Annotated in this window: 16 protein-coding genes; 8 read left to right on the top strand and 8 right to left on the bottom strand. The window is 54.8% G+C overall.

The genetic code is table 11. From position 1 onward, the window contains the following. Positions 1-98 precede the first annotated feature (98 nt). Together ACTH3S_RS14455 and pntB are read left to right on the top strand one after the other, a co-directional pair. A complete protein-coding gene (locus tag ACTH3S_RS14455) occupies positions 99-1,676 on the top strand; it encodes a Re/Si-specific NAD(P)(+) transhydrogenase subunit alpha (protein ID WP_441809713.1) in 1,578 nt (525 codons plus the stop codon). Positions 1,677-1,688: 12 nt separating this feature from the next. Next, positions 1,689-3,086 carry a Re/Si-specific NAD(P)(+) transhydrogenase subunit beta gene (gene pntB, locus ACTH3S_RS14450; RefSeq protein WP_441809712.1) on the top strand — a complete coding sequence of 466 codons (1,398 nt, stop codon included), beginning with the start codon at positions 1,689-1,691 and terminating at the stop codon, positions 3,084-3,086. Between the two features lie 62 nt (positions 3,087-3,148). On the opposite strand, the gene bamE is transcribed toward pntB, so the two are convergent. Then, positions 3,149-3,457, bottom strand: coding sequence for an outer membrane protein assembly factor BamE domain-containing protein (gene bamE, locus ACTH3S_RS14445; protein ID WP_441809711.1), 309 nt, complete (start codon positions 3,455-3,457; stop codon positions 3,149-3,151). A gap of 113 nt (positions 3,458-3,570) precedes the next feature. Continuing rightward, the gene (locus ACTH3S_RS14440) at positions 3,571-4,683 is read right to left on the bottom strand and encodes an NADH:flavin oxidoreductase (RefSeq protein WP_441809710.1); all 1,113 of its coding nucleotides are present in this window, start codon (positions 4,681-4,683) and stop codon (positions 3,571-3,573) included. Between the two features lie 103 nt (positions 4,684-4,786). Between ACTH3S_RS14440 and ACTH3S_RS14435 the strand changes: the two genes are divergently transcribed. Further along, a complete protein-coding gene (locus ACTH3S_RS14435) occupies positions 4,787-5,257 on the top strand; it encodes a winged helix-turn-helix transcriptional regulator (protein ID WP_441809709.1) in 471 nt (156 codons plus the stop codon). A gap of 156 nt (positions 5,258-5,413) precedes the next feature. Then, positions 5,414-6,121, top strand: a complete 708-nt coding sequence (locus ACTH3S_RS14430; protein WP_441809708.1) for an OmpW/AlkL family protein — start codon at positions 5,414-5,416, stop codon at positions 6,119-6,121. Positions 6,122-6,191: 70 nt separating this feature from the next. On the opposite strand, the gene ACTH3S_RS14425 is transcribed toward ACTH3S_RS14430, so the two are convergent. The 3 genes from ACTH3S_RS14425 to ACTH3S_RS14415 all read right to left on the bottom strand — a co-directional run bounded on the left by ACTH3S_RS14425 (position 6,192) and on the right by ACTH3S_RS14415 (position 9,589). Further along, entirely contained in the window at positions 6,192-7,520 is a 1,329-nt protein-coding gene (locus ACTH3S_RS14425; protein ID WP_441809707.1) for a DEAD/DEAH box helicase, read from the bottom strand. Between the two features lie 267 nt (positions 7,521-7,787). Next, positions 7,788-9,092: a hypothetical protein gene (locus ACTH3S_RS14420; protein WP_441809706.1), complete on the bottom strand. Its 1,305-nt coding sequence runs from the start codon at positions 9,090-9,092 to the stop codon at positions 7,788-7,790. A 101-nt stretch (positions 9,093-9,193) separates the two neighbouring features. Further along, a complete protein-coding gene (locus tag ACTH3S_RS14415) occupies positions 9,194-9,589 on the bottom strand; it encodes a DUF302 domain-containing protein (protein WP_441809705.1) in 396 nt (131 codons plus the stop codon). 173 nt (positions 9,590-9,762) lie between these two features. Between ACTH3S_RS14415 and ACTH3S_RS14410 the strand changes: the two genes are divergently transcribed. Beyond that, positions 9,763-10,905, top strand: a complete 1,143-nt coding sequence (locus tag ACTH3S_RS14410; RefSeq protein ID WP_441809704.1) for a transporter substrate-binding domain-containing protein — start codon at positions 9,763-9,765, stop codon at positions 10,903-10,905. Between the two features lie 39 nt (positions 10,906-10,944). Here ACTH3S_RS14410 and ACTH3S_RS14405 read toward each other — a convergent pair whose 3' ends face one another. After that, positions 10,945-12,471 carry a flavin-containing monooxygenase gene (locus ACTH3S_RS14405; protein ID WP_441809703.1) on the bottom strand — a complete coding sequence of 509 codons (1,527 nt, stop codon included), beginning with the start codon at positions 12,469-12,471 and terminating at the stop codon, positions 10,945-10,947. 166 nt (positions 12,472-12,637) lie between these two features. Further along, a complete protein-coding gene (locus ACTH3S_RS14400; RefSeq protein ID WP_441809702.1) occupies positions 12,638-12,928 on the bottom strand; it encodes an encapsulin-associated ferritin-like protein in 291 nt (96 codons plus the stop codon). 158 nt (positions 12,929-13,086) lie between these two features. Between ACTH3S_RS14400 and ACTH3S_RS14395 the strand changes: the two genes are divergently transcribed. The 3 genes from ACTH3S_RS14395 (at position 13,087) to ACTH3S_RS14385 (ending at position 16,028) form a co-directional block, all read left to right on the top strand. Beyond that, positions 13,087-14,142, top strand: coding sequence for a histone deacetylase family protein (locus ACTH3S_RS14395; protein WP_441809701.1), 1,056 nt, complete (start codon positions 13,087-13,089; stop codon positions 14,140-14,142). 43 nt (positions 14,143-14,185) lie between these two features. Next, positions 14,186-14,767 (top strand): TetR/AcrR family transcriptional regulator, encoded by a 582-nt coding sequence (locus tag ACTH3S_RS14390; RefSeq protein WP_441809700.1) that lies wholly within the window; start codon positions 14,186-14,188, stop codon positions 14,765-14,767. 103 nt (positions 14,768-14,870) lie between these two features. Next, positions 14,871-16,028 carry an iron-containing alcohol dehydrogenase gene (locus ACTH3S_RS14385; protein WP_441809699.1) on the top strand — a complete coding sequence of 386 codons (1,158 nt, stop codon included), beginning with the start codon at positions 14,871-14,873 and terminating at the stop codon, positions 16,026-16,028. A gap of 72 nt (positions 16,029-16,100) precedes the next feature. On the opposite strand, the gene rlmE is transcribed toward ACTH3S_RS14385, so the two are convergent. After that, positions 16,101-16,702: 23S rRNA (uridine(2552)-2'-O)-methyltransferase RlmE (rlmE, locus tag ACTH3S_RS14380; protein WP_441809698.1), on the bottom strand; the 602-nt coding region annotated here is incomplete at its 5' end.

Here is a 16,702-nt window from a genome sequence, read left to right as displayed (position 1 = left end):
GCCCCGATTATCTCATGTCGATACTGCTTGGTTAAGTCCGACAGGCTGCTAGGATATAGATATAAAGTTCATCAGTTCAAACTGAGGGCATTTGCATCATGAAGATTGGTATTCCGAAGGAGATATTCACCGACGAGCGACGGGTTGCGGCCACTCCGCCATCGGTACACAAGCTCATTGCTCTGGGCTATGAAGTCACGCTGGAAACCGGCGCAGGCGAAGCGGCACATTATCGCGATGAAGCCTATGAAGCCGTTGGCGCCACCATTGCGACAGACACCGACGCATTATGGCGCGAGGCCGATTTCATTTTGAAGGTTCGTGCGCCCATGAAAAATTCAGCGCTGGGCAAGCATGAGGCCGACCTAATGAAGGAGGGGGCGTTTCTCGCCAGTTATATCTGGCCCGCCCAGAACTCTGCGCTTCTACAACAGCTTGCTGATCGCAGAATAACCACCTTCGCCATAGACAGCCTGCCCCGAATCAGCCGCGCCCAAAAAATGGATGCGCTGAGTGCCATGGCCAATATCGCCGGGTACCGCGCGGTGGTAGAGGCCGCCAATCACTTTGGGCGCTTCTTCACTGGCCAGATGACGGCGGCCGGCAAGGTACCGCCAGCCAAGGTAATGGTGATCGGCGCTGGTGTGGCCGGGCTTGCTGCTGTGGGCGCTGCCAACAGCCTTGGGGCCATTGTTCGGGCATTCGATACTCGGCTGGAAGTAAAAGAGCAAATTGAAAGCATGGGCGCCGAATTTCTGCAGTTGGATTTTGATGAGGAAGAAGGCAGCGGCTCCGGCGGCTACGCCAAGCAGATGAGCGATGAGTTCATCAAAGCTGAGATGGCGTTGTTCGCAGAACAAGCCAAAGAGGTGGACATTATTATCACCACCGCCCTGATTCCCGGAAAACCGGCGCCGAAGCTAATCACGGCGGATATGGTGAAATCCATGAAGCCCGGCAGTGTGATTGTGGATCTGGCGTCTGAACGTGGCGGCAACTGCGAACTCACTGAGCCAGGCAAGATTGCGGAGCATCACGACGTTACGCTGATCGGCTACACGGACTTGCCAAGCCGCATGGCCAAGGTGGCCAGTGACCTGTACGCCACCAACCTGTTTCACCTGGTAACCGAACTGACACCGGAGAAAGACGGGCAGCCCCGGGTAAACATGGAAGACGACGTTATTCGGGGCCTTACAGTGGTATTGGATCAGGACGTAACCTGGCCACCACCTCAGCCACAAACACCGGTTAGCCCCAAACCCGCACCAGGCACTGAAGAGCCTTCTGCGGAAGAGAAGGCCGCGGCACATAAGGAATCTCAACGCCGCAGTCTTATTGGCAAAGGCGTTTTACTTGTGGTCACCCTTGCGGCGCTCTACGGGGTGGGCGCTCACGCTCCAGAAAGCTTCCTGCGCCACTTCACTGTGTTTGTGCTGGCGTGCTTTATCGGCTGGCAGGTTGTCTGGAATGTGACAGCCGCCCTGCATACGCCCCTGATGAGCGTAACCAATGCTATTAGTGGCATTATCGTGATTGGTGCCATATTGCACCTGGCTCAGGCGGAGAACGCCGCCGTCGGAATTATGGCTTTTTTGGCGGTGCTGATTGCCAGCATCAACGTAGGGGGCGGCTTCCGGGTTACCCATCGCATGCTCAACATGTTCCGCAGATAGGAGGCGACCACCATGAGTACAGGACTCGTTAGTGTGGCCTATGTGGTCGCCAGCGTATTGTTTATCTTTAGTCTGGGTGGCCTGAGCCATCAGGAATCCGCGCGCCGAGGTAACCTCTACGGGGTTGCCGGCATTCTCATCGCGCTGGTGGCCACCATGGCCAGTGTTAGTGACAGCGGACTCGCCGCCATTATCATTGCGGTACTGTTGGGCGCCGGTATTGGTATCGCCATCGCCAACAAGGTGGAAATGACCCAGATGCCCCAACTGGTGGCGCTGCTGCACAGTTTTGTGGGCCTGGCCGCGGTGCTGGTGGGCTTCTCGGGCTACATTGAGCCACTCACCTACACCACGGGTGCTGAACACACCATTAAACTGGTGGAAGTGTTTGTGGGTATCTTCATCGGCGCTATCACCTTCACAGGCTCTTTAGTAGCCTGTGGCAAGCTCGATGGCCGTATCGACAGCAAAGCCCTCACTTTACCCGGCCGCCATCTGATGAACCTGGCCGCAGTGGTCGTATCGGTATTTTTGGGTGCTTGGTTCCTGGGTACCGACAGCATGGCCTTAGGAATACTTGCCTTGGTACTTATGACTGTGATCGCAGCCGTGCTGGGCATTCACCTGATCATGGCTATTGGCGGTGCCGACATGCCCGTGGTGGTTTCCATGCTCAACAGCTATTCCGGCTGGGCGGCAGCCTCCATCGGCTTCATGCTGGGTAACGACCTGTTGATTGTGACCGGTGCGCTGGTCGGCAGCAGCGGTGCTATCCTCAGCTACATTATGTGCAAGGCCATGAACCGGTCGTTTATCAGCGTTATTCTCGGTGGCTTCGGCCAGACCAGCAGCAGCTCTGCCGTTGCGGGCTCTGACGACAGAGTAGCGGTGGAAACCAGTGCCGACGAAGTGTGTGAAGAACTGCGTAACGCCGACTCGGTGATTATCGTACCGGGTTATGGCATGGCTGTGGCACAAGCCCAGAGCGGGGTCAGCGATATGACCAAACTGCTGAGAGAGCGAGGTGTGAACGTGCGCTTTGGCATTCACCCGGTCGCCGGCCGTCTCCCTGGGCATATGAACGTGCTACTGGCAGAAGCCCATGTTCCCTACGACATAGTATTGGAGATGGACGAAATTAACGCGGATTTCCCGGAAACCGACGTAGTGCTGGTTATCGGCGCCAACGACACGGTGAACCCGGCAGCAGCAGAAGATCCAGGCAGCCCCATTGCCGGCATGCCGGTGCTTGAGGTTTGGAAGGCGCGCCAGGTGGTGATTCTTAAACGGGGCATGGCAACAGGCTATTCCGGCGTGGAAAACCCGCTGTTCTTCAAAGACAACTCCCGTATGCTGTTCGGAGATGCCAAGGACAGCATCGATAAGCTAGTGGGCGGGTTACGAGGCTGATGTCACTATGCCGTTAATGGGTATGGTATCCGGAATGCCTGGATACCATACCAGCGGAATCGTTACTCGGTGGTGTTGTATACGTAGGAAGAGACGCTGCCATCGGGGTTAAAACGTACAACCAAATCTGTGGTTTCCGCATCGCCGAAGGCTGACCAGCGGTATTTGCCGTAAGTCCAGGTGCGCTTTCCGTCCTCAACACCTGTGCGCCAAGGCTCACCGAACATTTCCTGAATCTCGGCCCGGGTAGTTTCATCCACGGTAATCTGATCAACATTGTGGGTAGAAAAATCTTTGCCCACGGTGGCGCAACCGGCAAACACCAGCAGGCTTGCAAGCATCAATACTGAAACACTGTTTTTCAAAGACATTGCCGTCCCTCTTGTTAATTCTTACCAAAAAACACCCCCATCATACGCATAGGCAGTGGGGGCGTGCTGTTACAGAGAGGACATGCTCTTTCCAAATTCAGTACAGTTCAGATTCAGTACAGTTTGGTGAGGGAGTTTCGGGCAAAATCGTCCACTTCCCCGAGTCGCCCTTCTTTCACTTTAGTGAGCCACTGCGGATCCTGCAGCAGCGCACGGCCCACGGCAATCAGCTCAAACTCGTGATTGTTCATACGCTCAACCAGCTCATCAATGCCAGACTGCTCAACCGACTCTTGCTTACTGGCCATGGTGCCGCTGATGAAATCCTCCGTCAGGCCAACGCTACCAACCGACATGGTGGGCTTGCCGGACAGCTTCTGAGTCCAGCCCGCCAGGTTGAGACTGGAGCCTTCAAATTCTGGCTCCCAGAAGCGACGAGTTGAAGCGTGGAAAATATCCACTCCGGCTTCAACCAGCGGCTTGAGAAACTGTTCGAGTTCTTCCGGGCTGTTCACCAGTTTTGCGCTGTAATCCTGCTGCTTCCACTGGGAGAATCGCAGCATGATGGTGAACTCAGGCCCGACTCTGTGGCGAACCGCTTCTACAATCTCAACTACGAAGCGCAGGCGGTTTTCCATGCTGCCGCCGTATTCGTCTTCGCGCTGGTTGGTGCCTTCCCACAGGAACTGATCAAGTAAATAACCGTGCGCACCATGAATCTCTACCCCATCAAACCCCAGGGCTTTGGCATCCTGCGCGGCATCGGCAAATGCTGTAACCACATCGTCGATGTCTTCTTTGCTCATGGCCTTGCCGTTGGGCTTGCCGGGCGCAAACAGGCCAGACGGGCTGTAACCGGGAACCGAGGTGTCCGGCTCTGTGCCTTCCTTGCGCACCGCACCTACGTGCCAAAGCTGCGGGAAGATCGCACCGCCGGCTTCGTGCACCGCATCCGCAACGTTTTTCCAACCCTCTAGCGCCTCGGTGCCATGGAACGCAGGCACATTGGGGTAACCATTTGCCGCAGGATGATTCACGGTGGTGCCTTCGGTAATGATCAGGCCCACACCTGCCTCGGCACGGCGTCGGTAGTAGTCGACGACGTTTTCACCGGGAATGCCTTTGGGCGAAAAATTGCGCGTCATAGGCGCCATGGCCACGCGGTTGCGCAGGGTAAGGTTGTGCATATCGAACGGCTGAAACATGGGGCCCAGATTCATGGTCATCGGTCATTACTCCTAATTTGGTCTCTTAAAGCAACTCGATTGAATGGCGCAACTCTATTTAATCTGGTTTTAAGATGCAACCCTATTATGTACACTTACGCACATGGCCAGAAAACGTTTTGATGACTCCAACTGCTCCGTCGCCCGCGCCCTGAATCAGGTGGGCGATTGGTGGTCCCTGCTGATCGTGCTGCACGCCATGTACGGCACCCAGCGTTTTGTGGATTTTCAGCAGGAACTGGGTATCGCTAAAAATATCCTGTGCGACCGCTTGGCACGGCTAGTGGATAACGGCGTACTGAAGAAAGTGGAGGTGGGAGAACACGGCTCACGCTTCGAATACCGGCTTACCGAAAAAGGCCGGGATCTGTTCCCGGTGGTCATTGCCCTGCGCCAGTGGGGTGACAAATGGAACCCTGCACCAAACGAAACCCCACTGGATTTGCGCGATCGGGCCACGGGGCAACCGATTCAAACGGTTCAGGTACAGAATGCAGCAGGTGAGCCAGTCACGGTGCGGGATGTTTTCGTATCTGACGTACCGACACCCAGCACCAAAAAAGACCCCGCCTGACAACCAGCACATATACGTTCCCGGCCCATTTTTTGAGTTGCGTCAATCTGGCGCTTTAACACGAATCATCCATACGGGATTATTGCGCTATATCAAGTTTCCTATCTCTGCGGCCTTTAATCTGAGCGCAACAACGATTCAGATTAAGGAGATGGTATGTCCCGTTCTTTCAAGCTCAGTGTTATGACAGCCGCCGTTATGGCCATGGCACCCGCTGCTCAGGCTTTCGAAGCTGGTGATTTCATACTGCGTGCAGGCGCTGTGCATGTGGCGCCGGATGATTCCAGTGAAGTGATCACCGCAAGTGGCGTAGCAGTATTGGGCAGTGACGCCCGTGTTGCTGTCGATTCCAACACGCAGCTTGGGCTTCGCGCCACCTATATGTTCACAAGCAATATTGGCCTTGGTGTTCTGGGTGCTACACCGTTCAAGCACAATATCAGTGGGGCTGGTGACCTTGAGGCAGCCGGGAAACTGGGCGAAACCAAACACCTGCCACCTACATTTACGCTACAGTATTTCCCGATGCACAGCTCTTCAGCACTCCAGCCATTTGTGGGCGTGGGTGTAAACTACACTACCTTCTTTGAAGAGAAGACCACCGATACGGTAGCTGCTGCATTAGGTGCCGCCTCTACAAAGCTCAAGCTGGACGACAGCGTAGGCGTTGCGTTTGAGGCCGGTGTGGATTACATGCTGAGCGAGAATTTTGGTCTGAACGCAGCTATCTGGTGGGCTGACATCAACACGGATGCCACCATTACCGCCTACGATGGGGCCGGTAACGTTGCTGCAAAGACCGATAAGTTCGAAGTCGAAATCGACCCAATGGTTTACATGGTAGGCTTCACCTACAAGTTCTGATATTCACAAACAACAATGCGGAGCCGAAGCTCCGCATTGTTTAATCAGTTACCTGTAACCCTATAAGGTTTCAGGCACCCTGAGTTTGCCGCTGACCTGAACGCCCGCGCTGACCACTGCCATTTTGGCTGCGGCCACCACTGCGCCCGCCTGGCTTGTCGCCAAAGCTGCGAGCATTGCCGCCTGGCCGGCCGTTTCCGCCGCCGTTACCACTACGATTGCGAGCCTTGCTCGGATCCGCCTTGGCTTTAGGTTTGAGCGGCAAGTTGTTCTTTGGCTCAAAACCTTCCACTTCCTTACGCGGCAGCTGCTTCTTAATCAGACGCTCAATGCCTGCCAGCATCTTGCCTTCATCGGCGCTTACCAATGAAAGCGCGTGGCCGTTCTCGCCTGCACGGCCAGTTCGGCCGATGCGGTGCACATAGTCTTCTGGCACATTTGGCAGTTCAAAGTTAACCACCTGGGGCAGCTGCTTGATATCCAGGCCACGGGCCGCGATATCGGTGGCAACCAGCACTCGTACCTGGCCTTGTTTGAAATCTGCTAAAGCCCGGGTGCGAGCGCCCTGGGATTTATTACCGTGTATGGCTGCGGCGGTAATGCCGTCTTTTTCAAGCTTTTGGGTAAGACGGTTAGCACCGTGCTTGGTGCGAGTAAACACCAACACCTGTTCCCAGCTATTATCGCGCACCAGTTTACTCAGCAGCGCAGTTTTTTGGCTCTGATCAACTTTGTACACCGACTGCTTTACGGTCTCAGCGGTGGTGTTTCTAACCGCCACGTCAATTTGCACCGGGTTGTTCAACAGGCCTTGAGCCAGAGAACGAATCTCACCGGAGAAGGTTGCTGAAAACAGCAGGTTCTGACGCTTGGCTGGCAACAGCGCAAGAATCTTTTTAATGTCGCGAATAAAGCCCATGTCCAACATGCGGTCGGCTTCGTCCAGCACCAGGATTTCAACCTCGTTGAATTTCACAGCGTTCTGCTGATACAGATCCATCAGGCGGCCTGGGGTGGCAACCAGTACGTCCAGGCCCTTGCGCAGTTTCATCATCTGCGGGTTGATTTTTACACCACCAAAAACCACCGCGGCTTTGGTAGGAACATATTTGCTGTAAAGATTTACGCTGTCGTGAACCTGCGCGGCCAGTTCCCGTGTCGGCGCCAAAATCAGTACACGGGGGCCTTTACCTGTGCGGGGGTTCTCAGCCAGGCGCTGCAGCAATGGCAGTGTAAAGCCGGCGGTTTTACCTGTGCCCGTCTGGGCTGCTGCCATAACGTCCTTGCCAGAAAGTACGGCAGGAATGGCCTGAAGCTGAATGGGAGACGGGGTTTCATAACCCTGGTCGGAGGTTGCACGGACCAGCTGCTCGGACAAACCGAGTGAAGAAAAACTCATATAAGATCAACTCTTGATTGTACTGCCTCCACGAACACCACTCTCGGCGAATGCGGGCAGAAGCCATGAAAATTCATGGTATAAAAGACGACTACAGTCACGCGCCGGTATCGGGGTGACGTCCTCTGACAGGTCGTATGGATGGTTCGCAACGCGGCTGTAAGCCGGAAACTGCAGAATCCTTAGAGGCAGGATGCGCGCACATTAACAGAGGATTTAACAATAAGCTATAAGGGATTTTAGCTTGGGACCGTATCGACAAGCACCTCAAATGAGCACCGCCGTCACTATAGACGCAAGCAAACTGGCCACCACCAGCCCGACAAGCGAAAGCCGAAGATTCCAGCGAAACGACGCATCCATAGCCTTGTAGCCGGTTAGGCGCTCCATGATAAGCGCGTTGGCGGCAAAGGGGGTGCCAAAGGCGGTGATACCCCACCCGGTTACCATACCAACACCCAGGCCAATCAACGCATTATCCGGCCAAATAACGCCGAGAATGCCGCCCGCAAGGGTGCCGATCACAATGGGGTTAACACCGGCCAGGCCGGCCGCAAAGAAAACCCAGGGCACGCAAGCGGCTATAACCGGCCAAAGCCAAATGGGCACACTCGGATCACCACTGAGCTGCCCTAGTACGGCGCCGCTGATCACCGAACCAATAAACGCAGAGCCGCCCACAATTGCCAGCTCATTGCTGACGTTGGACATGTTAACCAGTGGTGGGTTTGTTTGGCGGCTCCATGCCAGCAATCTTGCGCCAAGAACCGCGCCTATACAGCTTAGCGTTACCGCGTGCGCATAACTGAACTGATACTGATGGCTGAGCAGGAACACACCGGCACAGATAGCCAGAATAAGCGCAGCAAATCGCAACCAGGGCGCCAGCCCCGCCCTATTCTCTGGTGTGTCTGATTGCTGAGTGGTTTCTGGTTCACGCCAAATCAGCCCGCACAGCACCAGCGTAGCGGAAAACGGCACGGTGAATAGCAGCAGTTGAAGGCTGCTAAGCCCCGGTAACAACGTAAGGGTAAGCACCACAGAAATCGACAGCGGAGAAAACGTAGGCGACACACCAAACCCCCTTAACACCGCACGGGTTGCGTTGCGGGTAGCTGGTGAGTCACCACTGCTGCGCATACGCTCACCTACCAGGCTGCCTACAACCGCCACAGAGCCAAAATTCAGAGGTATGGATACAAGGGAGGTGCCAAACGACAGGCTTAGGTAGCGAGCCGAAGGGTTACCGCTAAAGAGGCTGGCAGAAATTTTCTGCAGATCCTTGGTGCGACTGAGCACGGAGGACAACAGTGTCACCGCCAGTATCAGGCCGGCCAAACGGCTCATATTCCCGGCTGCCGAGCTGACCAAGCCAGGATCGCGCCCCAAGGCAAACACCATAGCCAGCCCCGCCACAACAAACACAGCTTTGGGCACTCGCCGCATGTCCTGCCATCCCAGAATCACAGCCAAGCTGACCGCACTGGCACCAAGCCCGGCCATACCGGGAAGAAGCGCTAGAATAGCGGCGATGAGGGCGATATAAGCAAGAGCAGAACGTATCAACTGCAAGGGGGCATTTCCTAAGCGACAGAGCCAGGAATCTTAAGGGTTCTGCGCTCTGCCGGGTATCCGCAATTATGGCGATACCCGTAGCTTCCTTATTTTATCTGTCAGTGGGTTGCCGCCTTGGCAAAACCCGCTAAAGCACCGCTTACTTTTTCCAGCCCGGCATCACAGCCTTCAATCGCATGCCTGGCCTTCAGGTACTCTGGATTATTATAGCCAAACCAAACTTGGCCTTCTTCATCTTCCCAAATCAGCGCTTTCTGGGGCAGGTCCATCGCAACGCTCTGGGCACATTGCATCAGAGGTGTGCCTACCTTGGGGTTGCCAAAAATCACCAGCTCAGTTGGCCGCAGCTCCATTCCTGCCGATTCAGCTCCCGCCGCATGATTGATACGGTTCATGACGTTCATACCCTTTTCGTTCAAGACAGCTTCAAGTTTATCCGCTGTAGCCGCTACGCTATGATTACTTTTAACCGCGATTAATCCATCGGCAGCCATAACAACGCCTGAACAAAGCAATAAAATAAAGGGCAAGACAACAATCCTGAAAATGTTCATGGGTCGCGTTCTTTTTTGTGAAATGTGAGCCTAATAATAGACCACTTAGACCGTGCGAAGGAACCAAACCACTAATCGGGCATTTGCTTTGATCCATCTACGTGCTATTACGTATGAATCATACGCTTAAGCTATTAACCAAAACCGCCAACAAGGAGCGCAGCCCAGACCTCGGGCCGCACACAGCCATGCTTAAACGAATTCTGTCCTGTTTTTTTCTGCTCGTACTGAGTATTTCCAATCAGGTTCATGCCCAAGAGCCACCTTTGAAAGTCGGCATCACCACCGTTCCTCCTTTTGTTATGGAAACGGATGATGGCCGCTGGGAAGGGATCAGCATTGATCTCTGGGAAGATATTGCTACCGGCATGGAGCGGGAATTTGAATGGGTTCCCCTTAGCTTCAATGAGCTGCTCGAAGCTGTTGAAAATGGTGAAATAGATGTAGCCGTTGGCGCCCTGACCATGACGGCCGACCGGGAAGCCCGGTTCGATTTCAGCCACCCCTTTTATCAAACGGGCCTGTCTATTGCTGTACCGCCGGTGCCGGAGCAAGGCCTGCTTAGCAGTCTAAAGGCGTTCGTTAGCTGGCAGTTCCTCAGCGCCGTTCTTGCATTGGGCGCTCTGCTGCTGGTCGTTGGTTTCTTGTTGTGGCTGGTTGAACGGCGCCGCAACCCGGAGCAATTCGGTGGCTCCGCAGCCCAGGGTATTGGCTCCAGTTTCTGGTGGGCCGCCGTTACTATGACCACCGTCGGCTACGGCGATAAAGCGCCGGTCTCACTTGCCGGTCGGTTAATCGGTCTGGTTTGGATGTTTGCCGGCTTGATTATGGTGGCCAGCTTTACAGCTGCTATCACGTCGTCTTTGACAGTGAGCAACCTGCGTACCGGCATTCAAGGCACAAACGATCTGCCCGGCAAGGTGGTGGCCACCATTTCCAATACAGCAAGCCAGCGCTACCTGGAAGACGAGCATATTCGTTATCAGACCTATCCGGATCTAACCTCCGCCATGGAATCGGTAGTCAGTGGCGAAACCGACGCCATCGTGTATGACCGTGCGCTGATGCAGTATCGAAACCTGCAACTGGGCCAAAAGAAGCTAGCAATTCTTCCCGGTGTGTTTGCAAAGCAGTTGTACGCGTTGGCCCTGCCAGACGGCAGCCCGCTTCGAGCGCAGATCTCGCAAGAGGTTTTAAGGGTGACAGAAGACGAGAGCTGGGCAGGTATCCGAGCGGCCTACCTAGGTAAGGAATAAGCGTGATGGAGCGCAGCGATTGCTGCGCCCCATCAATACTCAAGCGCCAAACAGCGCCGAGCTCAGAGGCCTGAAAAAGCCACGAGGCTGCTGGCCTTGGGCTTTGGTTTTCTTGCCATCAAACTCAATGTAACCGTCTTCAATCGGATCAAAACGCAGTATTTTCACGTCTTCCAGATAATTCTGAGACGATTTCCACGGCCCATGGGTGCCCTGGCGCGGCAGACGATCTGCAGCACGTTTGATGTAGCCGGCGTCAAGTGAGCCAAGTACGGTATCCTCGCCCAGGCTATTCTCAGTGTCCTTAGCGACCGCCACACGCAGCCCGCGCCGATCCATGTGATTGATCAGTCGGCACATGTATTCGCTGGCAATATCCGCTTTCAGGGTCCAGGAAATGTTGGTATACCCGAAGATCATGCCGGCGTTGGGCACGCCCTCAACCATCACATTTTTGTAGACCACCTTATCTTTCAGAACCACTTCCCGGCCGTTTACTTTTGGCTTGATGCCCCCGAGCATCTGAATATCCAGGCCGGTGGCGGGAATGATGATATCCGCATCCAGTTGCTCACCGGATTTCAGGCGAATGCCGGTTTCGGTGAACCGTTCAATATGATCGGTTGCGATGGAGGCCCTGCCTGCTTTCAGGGCCCCAAACAAATCGCCGTCTTTCACCACGCACAGGCGCTGATCCCAAGGATCATAGTCTGGCGTGAAGTGACGCATATCGGTTTGATCACCCACTTGGCGTTTGATAATACCTAAGAACAAGCGGCGCATGGCTTTCGGGCTTTTACGAGAGCGCTGGTACAAAAACCGGGAAATCGAGATATTACGGGCACGGGTTATTCGGTAGGCAAGTTTGGCGGGCAGCACCTTCTGCAGCCCAAGGGTTACCTTATCCGTTGACGGCAAAGGCATCAGGTAAGTAGGTGAGCGTTGCAGCATGGTTACGTGGCTGGCTTTCTCTGCCATGGTAGGCACCAGCGTAATCGCCGTTGCGCCACTGCCGATTACTACAACCTTCTTACCCGTATATTCCAGATCTTCTGGCCAGTGTTGCGGGTGAACAATCTGGCCTTTGAAATCGGCCTCGCCGGGAAAATCCGGCTTATAGCCCTGATCGTAGTTGTAGTAGCCAGTGCAACCCACCAAGAAGCTAGCGGTGTAAGTTTCTGTCTTACCAGTTCCTTCATTCTCGGCGGTCAGCTTCCAGCATTTATCCACACTGGACCAGTCTGCCGTTTTTACCGCAAGGCTGTAACGAATGTGTCGCTCAACATCGTTTTCCTTGGCAGTTTCATGCACATAATTTTTGATGGAGGCGCCATCCGCCAGCACCTTGCCACCCGTCCAGGGGCGGAAGTTGTAGCCAAAGGTAAACATGTCGGAATCTGAGCGAATGCCCGGATAGCGAAACAAATCCCAAGTACCGCCGAGTGATTGTCGCCGCTCCAGAATGGCGAAAGACTTTCCTGGACATTCCCGCTTCAGGTGGCAGGCCATACCGATGCCGGACACCCCGGCTCCGATGATCAATACGTCAAAATGCTGTTCGCTCATAACCCACCCTCACTTTCACAGTCGTTATTTTGGGTACCTATTGGCATTCAAGATAACGCAGCCCAGTACAGTGGGAAATTGGCCTACCGCCGCACAAAAGCTGTTGTTTGGGCCAGTTTGCGAATGCTGTGGGCCGAGCACTGTGCCCACAGCCGTAGGCGCAGGGTCAGTCGTGGTGGCCGATCGGGCCTTCGGTAAACAGGAACGTTCGCAGGTGCTTATCCATCACGGGATCCTTGCGTCGAATCCACTCCAGCACCATAGCTGCGTGTTCTTTTTCTTCATCGCGGTTATGCTCGAGGATTGCCTTCAACTCAGCGTCCTTGCAGGCGTCCACTCGCTGGTTGTACCAATCTACCGCTTCAAACTCTTCCATCAAAGAGGCGACCGCACGGTGCATTTCGCGGGTATCATCCGTCAGTTCGCCGACGGGCTCGTGGTAGCTGTCACTGGCCATAGTTCAATCCTTTTTCTGAAAATCAGTAGGGTGCGATTTAGCACAACGGGCATCTTTGACAATAGCCGAAAACTCGCTCTTAAACACCACGGTTTCGTTTGAGCCGCCGCCTAAGCTATGGCAAAGTCTGGCGCCAAGCTAACTCGGGTATTCGCCCCATGAAAACCGTTTTCTCGCCACTGCACAGCCGCCGTTCCGTTAAGACCGAGCTGGATGGTGGTATTTTGATTGAACCCCATGAAAAACCATCCCGGGCAGAAACCATTCTGGCCCGCGTGAAAGCGCAAGCCCTGGGTGACGTGCTTGAGCCAGAAGAGTTTGGCTTGGAGCCCGTAAAACGTGTGCATAAATCAGATTACTTAGAGTTTCTGGAGCACTGCTGGGCAGACTGGGTTGCTGAAGGCAAACCAGGCGAAGCCATTCCGGCTGTTTGGTGTGGCCGCGGCATGCGGCCTCGAGTGCCCAAAGACATTGACGGGCGCCTTGGCTACTACAGCTTTGCGGCCGAAACCTCCATTTCCGACGGCACCTGGGAAGCGGCCTGCGCCTCGGCCAACGTCGCCCTGACGGCGCAAAAGCTGGTTTCTGGCGGCGAGCGCGCCGCCTTTGCCCTGTGCCGGCCGCCCGGCCACCATGCCCACGCCGACCTGTTCGGCGGTTACTGCTTCTTTAATAACGCGGCCATTGCGGCTCAGGCCTTTCGTGATCAGGGATGTAAACGGGTGGCAATTCTGGATGTAGATTTTCACCATGGCAACGGCACCCAGGCCATTTTCTATGATCGCCGCGATGTACTGACCATCAGCCTGCATGGTGATCCGGATCTTGTGTTTCCCCACTTTCTAGGTTTTGGAGATGAAACCGGGGAAGGCGAAGGAGACGGCTATAACCTCAACATTGTTTATCCTCCAGGAACCCCCTACAGCATCTGGGGCCAGGGCTTAGAAACCGCGTGCGAACGCATTGCAGCCTTTCAGCCAGACGCACTGGTGATCGCCTTGGGTGTGGATACCTTTGAAGAGGACCCAATCTCGTTCTTCAAGCTGAAATCGGCAGATTATCTGTCGATGGGCAAACGCATTGAACAACTCGGGCTGCCTACGGTTTTCACCATGGAAGGCGGTTACGATGTGGATGCGATTGGCGTGAATGCCGTGAATGTGATGCAGGGCTTTGAGAGTGAAAAGCAGGAAGTACGGGACAATGACTACTAAATAAACACTAGACGACCGGTCTAATGACCTTTATGATTGCGCCATGAATCGACATCAAGACACCTGCCAACACCTTCTGGACACTGGTCGCGATATTCTTGCGGCACGGGGTTTCAGCTCTGTTGGGCTGAGCACCATTCTCCAGCAGGCGGGTGTACCGAAAGGTTCCTTCTATCACTACTTCAAATCCAAGGAGAGCTTTGGGCAAGCGGTATTGGAGGATTATTTTGTCGGTTACATGGAAAACCTGGAAGCACGCTTCAGTGATAACAGCCAGCCGGCTTTGGATCGCCTGATGAGCTACTGGCATAACTGGCAGCATCAATACTGCGGCCCGGCAGGCCTGAAAGACTGCCTGGTGGTTAAGCTCAGCGCCGAGGTAGCCGATTTGTCAGAGGCGATGCGCCTGACACTCAGGGATGGCACTGGCCGGATTATCGGCGGCATAACCCAGTGCATTGAAGACGCAATAGCCGAAGGGTCATTGCGCGATCAAAACGCCCGGCAACTGGCCACCAGTTTGTACCAGCTTTGGCTGGGCGCGAGCCTGCTAACCAAACTTCACAGGGACGATCAGCACATGACGCACGCCATGATGTTTACCCAGGATCTGATCAAAAGCTAAGCAATCCGTTCATAAACACTGGGCCATAAGGCCTTATTTTTTTGCCTAAAGACTAGGCGACCGGTCTATTTTAATCTCGCAGAGCCATCATTAAGGATCACAAATGAACAACTTCAACTTTTATAACCCGACCCGCATCGCCTTTGGCGAAGGTAAAATTGCCGAGCTCGACCAATTGGTGCCCCGCGACGCCAAAGTACTCGTGCTGTTCGGTGGTGAAAGCGCCCGCCGCACCGGCACTCTGGATGAAGTTAAACTGGCCCTGGGGGATCGCCAGGTGACAGAGTTTGGCGGTATTGAACCAAACCCAAGCTTTGAAACCCTGATGAAAGCGGTAGCTCAGGTACATGAGGAGAAAGCCGACTTTCTGCTCGCCGTAGGCGGCGGATCGGTTATTGATGGCACCAAGTTTGTAGCCGCTGCGGCCGTGTTCGAAGGCGACGAGTGGGACATTCTACTCAAGGGCGGCAGCAACATTGAGCGCGCCCTGCCCTTTGGTTCCGTGCTAACTCTGCCGGCCACAGGCTCGGAAATGAACAAGGGCGCCGTGGTCACTCGCAAATCCCTGAAGGCGAAACTGCCGTTCCACAGTGATTTGGTGTTTCCGCAGTTCTCAGTGCTCGACCCCACAAAGACCTTTACCCTGCCGCTACGTCAGGTAGGTAATGGGGTGGCAGATGCCTTTGTACACGTGATTGAGCAATATCTGACTTACCCGGCCCAGGCGCCGGTACAGGATCGGTTTGCAGAAGGCTTGCTACTGACACTCACCGAAATCGGCGAACAAGCCCTGGCCGAACCCGAGAACTACCAGGTGCGGGCCAGCTTGATGTGGACAGCCACACTGGCGCTGAACGGCCTGATTGGCAGTGGCGTGCCTCAGGATTGGGCCACACACATGCTTGGCCACGAGCTAACCGCCCTGCATAACCTTGATCACGCTCAAACCCTGGCGATTGTATTGCCATCGATGTTGCGCGAGCGCAAATCCGCCAAACTCGACAAGCTGGTTCAGTATGGCGAGCGCGTTTGGAATATTCGTGAAGGAAACGCTGAAGAAAAAGCCGAAGCCGCCATTGCCAAAACTCAAGCGTTCTTCGAATCTCTCGGCGTTAAGACCCGCCTTAGCGATTACGATCTTAGTGAAGAACACATAGAGCCCCTGATCAAGAGCCTGGAAAGCCACGGCATGGTAGCGCTTGGCGAGCACGGTGATGTCACGCCGGATATGTGCCGCAGGGTGCTTCAAGCAAGCCTGTAAGCCAAAACCTTATCCTTTTGCGGGGCCCTGATGATTTACAGGTGCCCCTTTTTTTGCACAAACGGCGCGGGCTCAGCCCTTGAAACCCTTGCCCACAATATACACTTCCCGGGAGCGGGCGCGGGAGGAATCCGGCTTGCGTACCACCACTTTGTCGAACACCTCTCGGGCGGCTTTCAGATACTCATCGTAGCCTTCGCCCTGAAACACCTTGGCCACAAAGCTGCCTTTAGGCTTGAGTACCTGGCTGGCCATGTCCAGCGCCAGTTCCACCAAATACATAGAAGACGCCTGATCGGCCACCGTTACCCCACTGATATTCGGCGCCATATCGGAAACCACCACATCTACCCGGCTATCGCCAAGCGCCTCCATAATGGCATCAAACACCGAGTCTTCGGTGAAGTCACCCTGAACAAACTCTACCCCGGCAATGGCATCCATAGGCAGAATATCAGACGCCAGCACCCTGCCCTTATGGCCCACCAGATTAACCGCCACTTGCGACCAGCCGCCCGGCGCAGAGCCCAGATCCATCACCACCATGTTGGGGTGAATCAGCCTGTCCTTCTTGTTGATTTCAAGAAGCTTGTAGCTGGCCCGTGAGCGATAGCCATCTACCTGCGCCTGTTTCACGAAGGGATCGTTTACGTGCTCATCAAGCCAGCGGCCAC

The sequence above is a fragment of the Marinobacter sp. genome (assembly GCF_052094685.1).
GTDB lineage: Bacteria > Pseudomonadota > Gammaproteobacteria > Pseudomonadales > Oleiphilaceae > Marinobacter.
The sequence above is the reverse complement of the archived record's forward strand: the minus strand, read 5'-3'. Positions and strand labels throughout refer to the sequence as shown.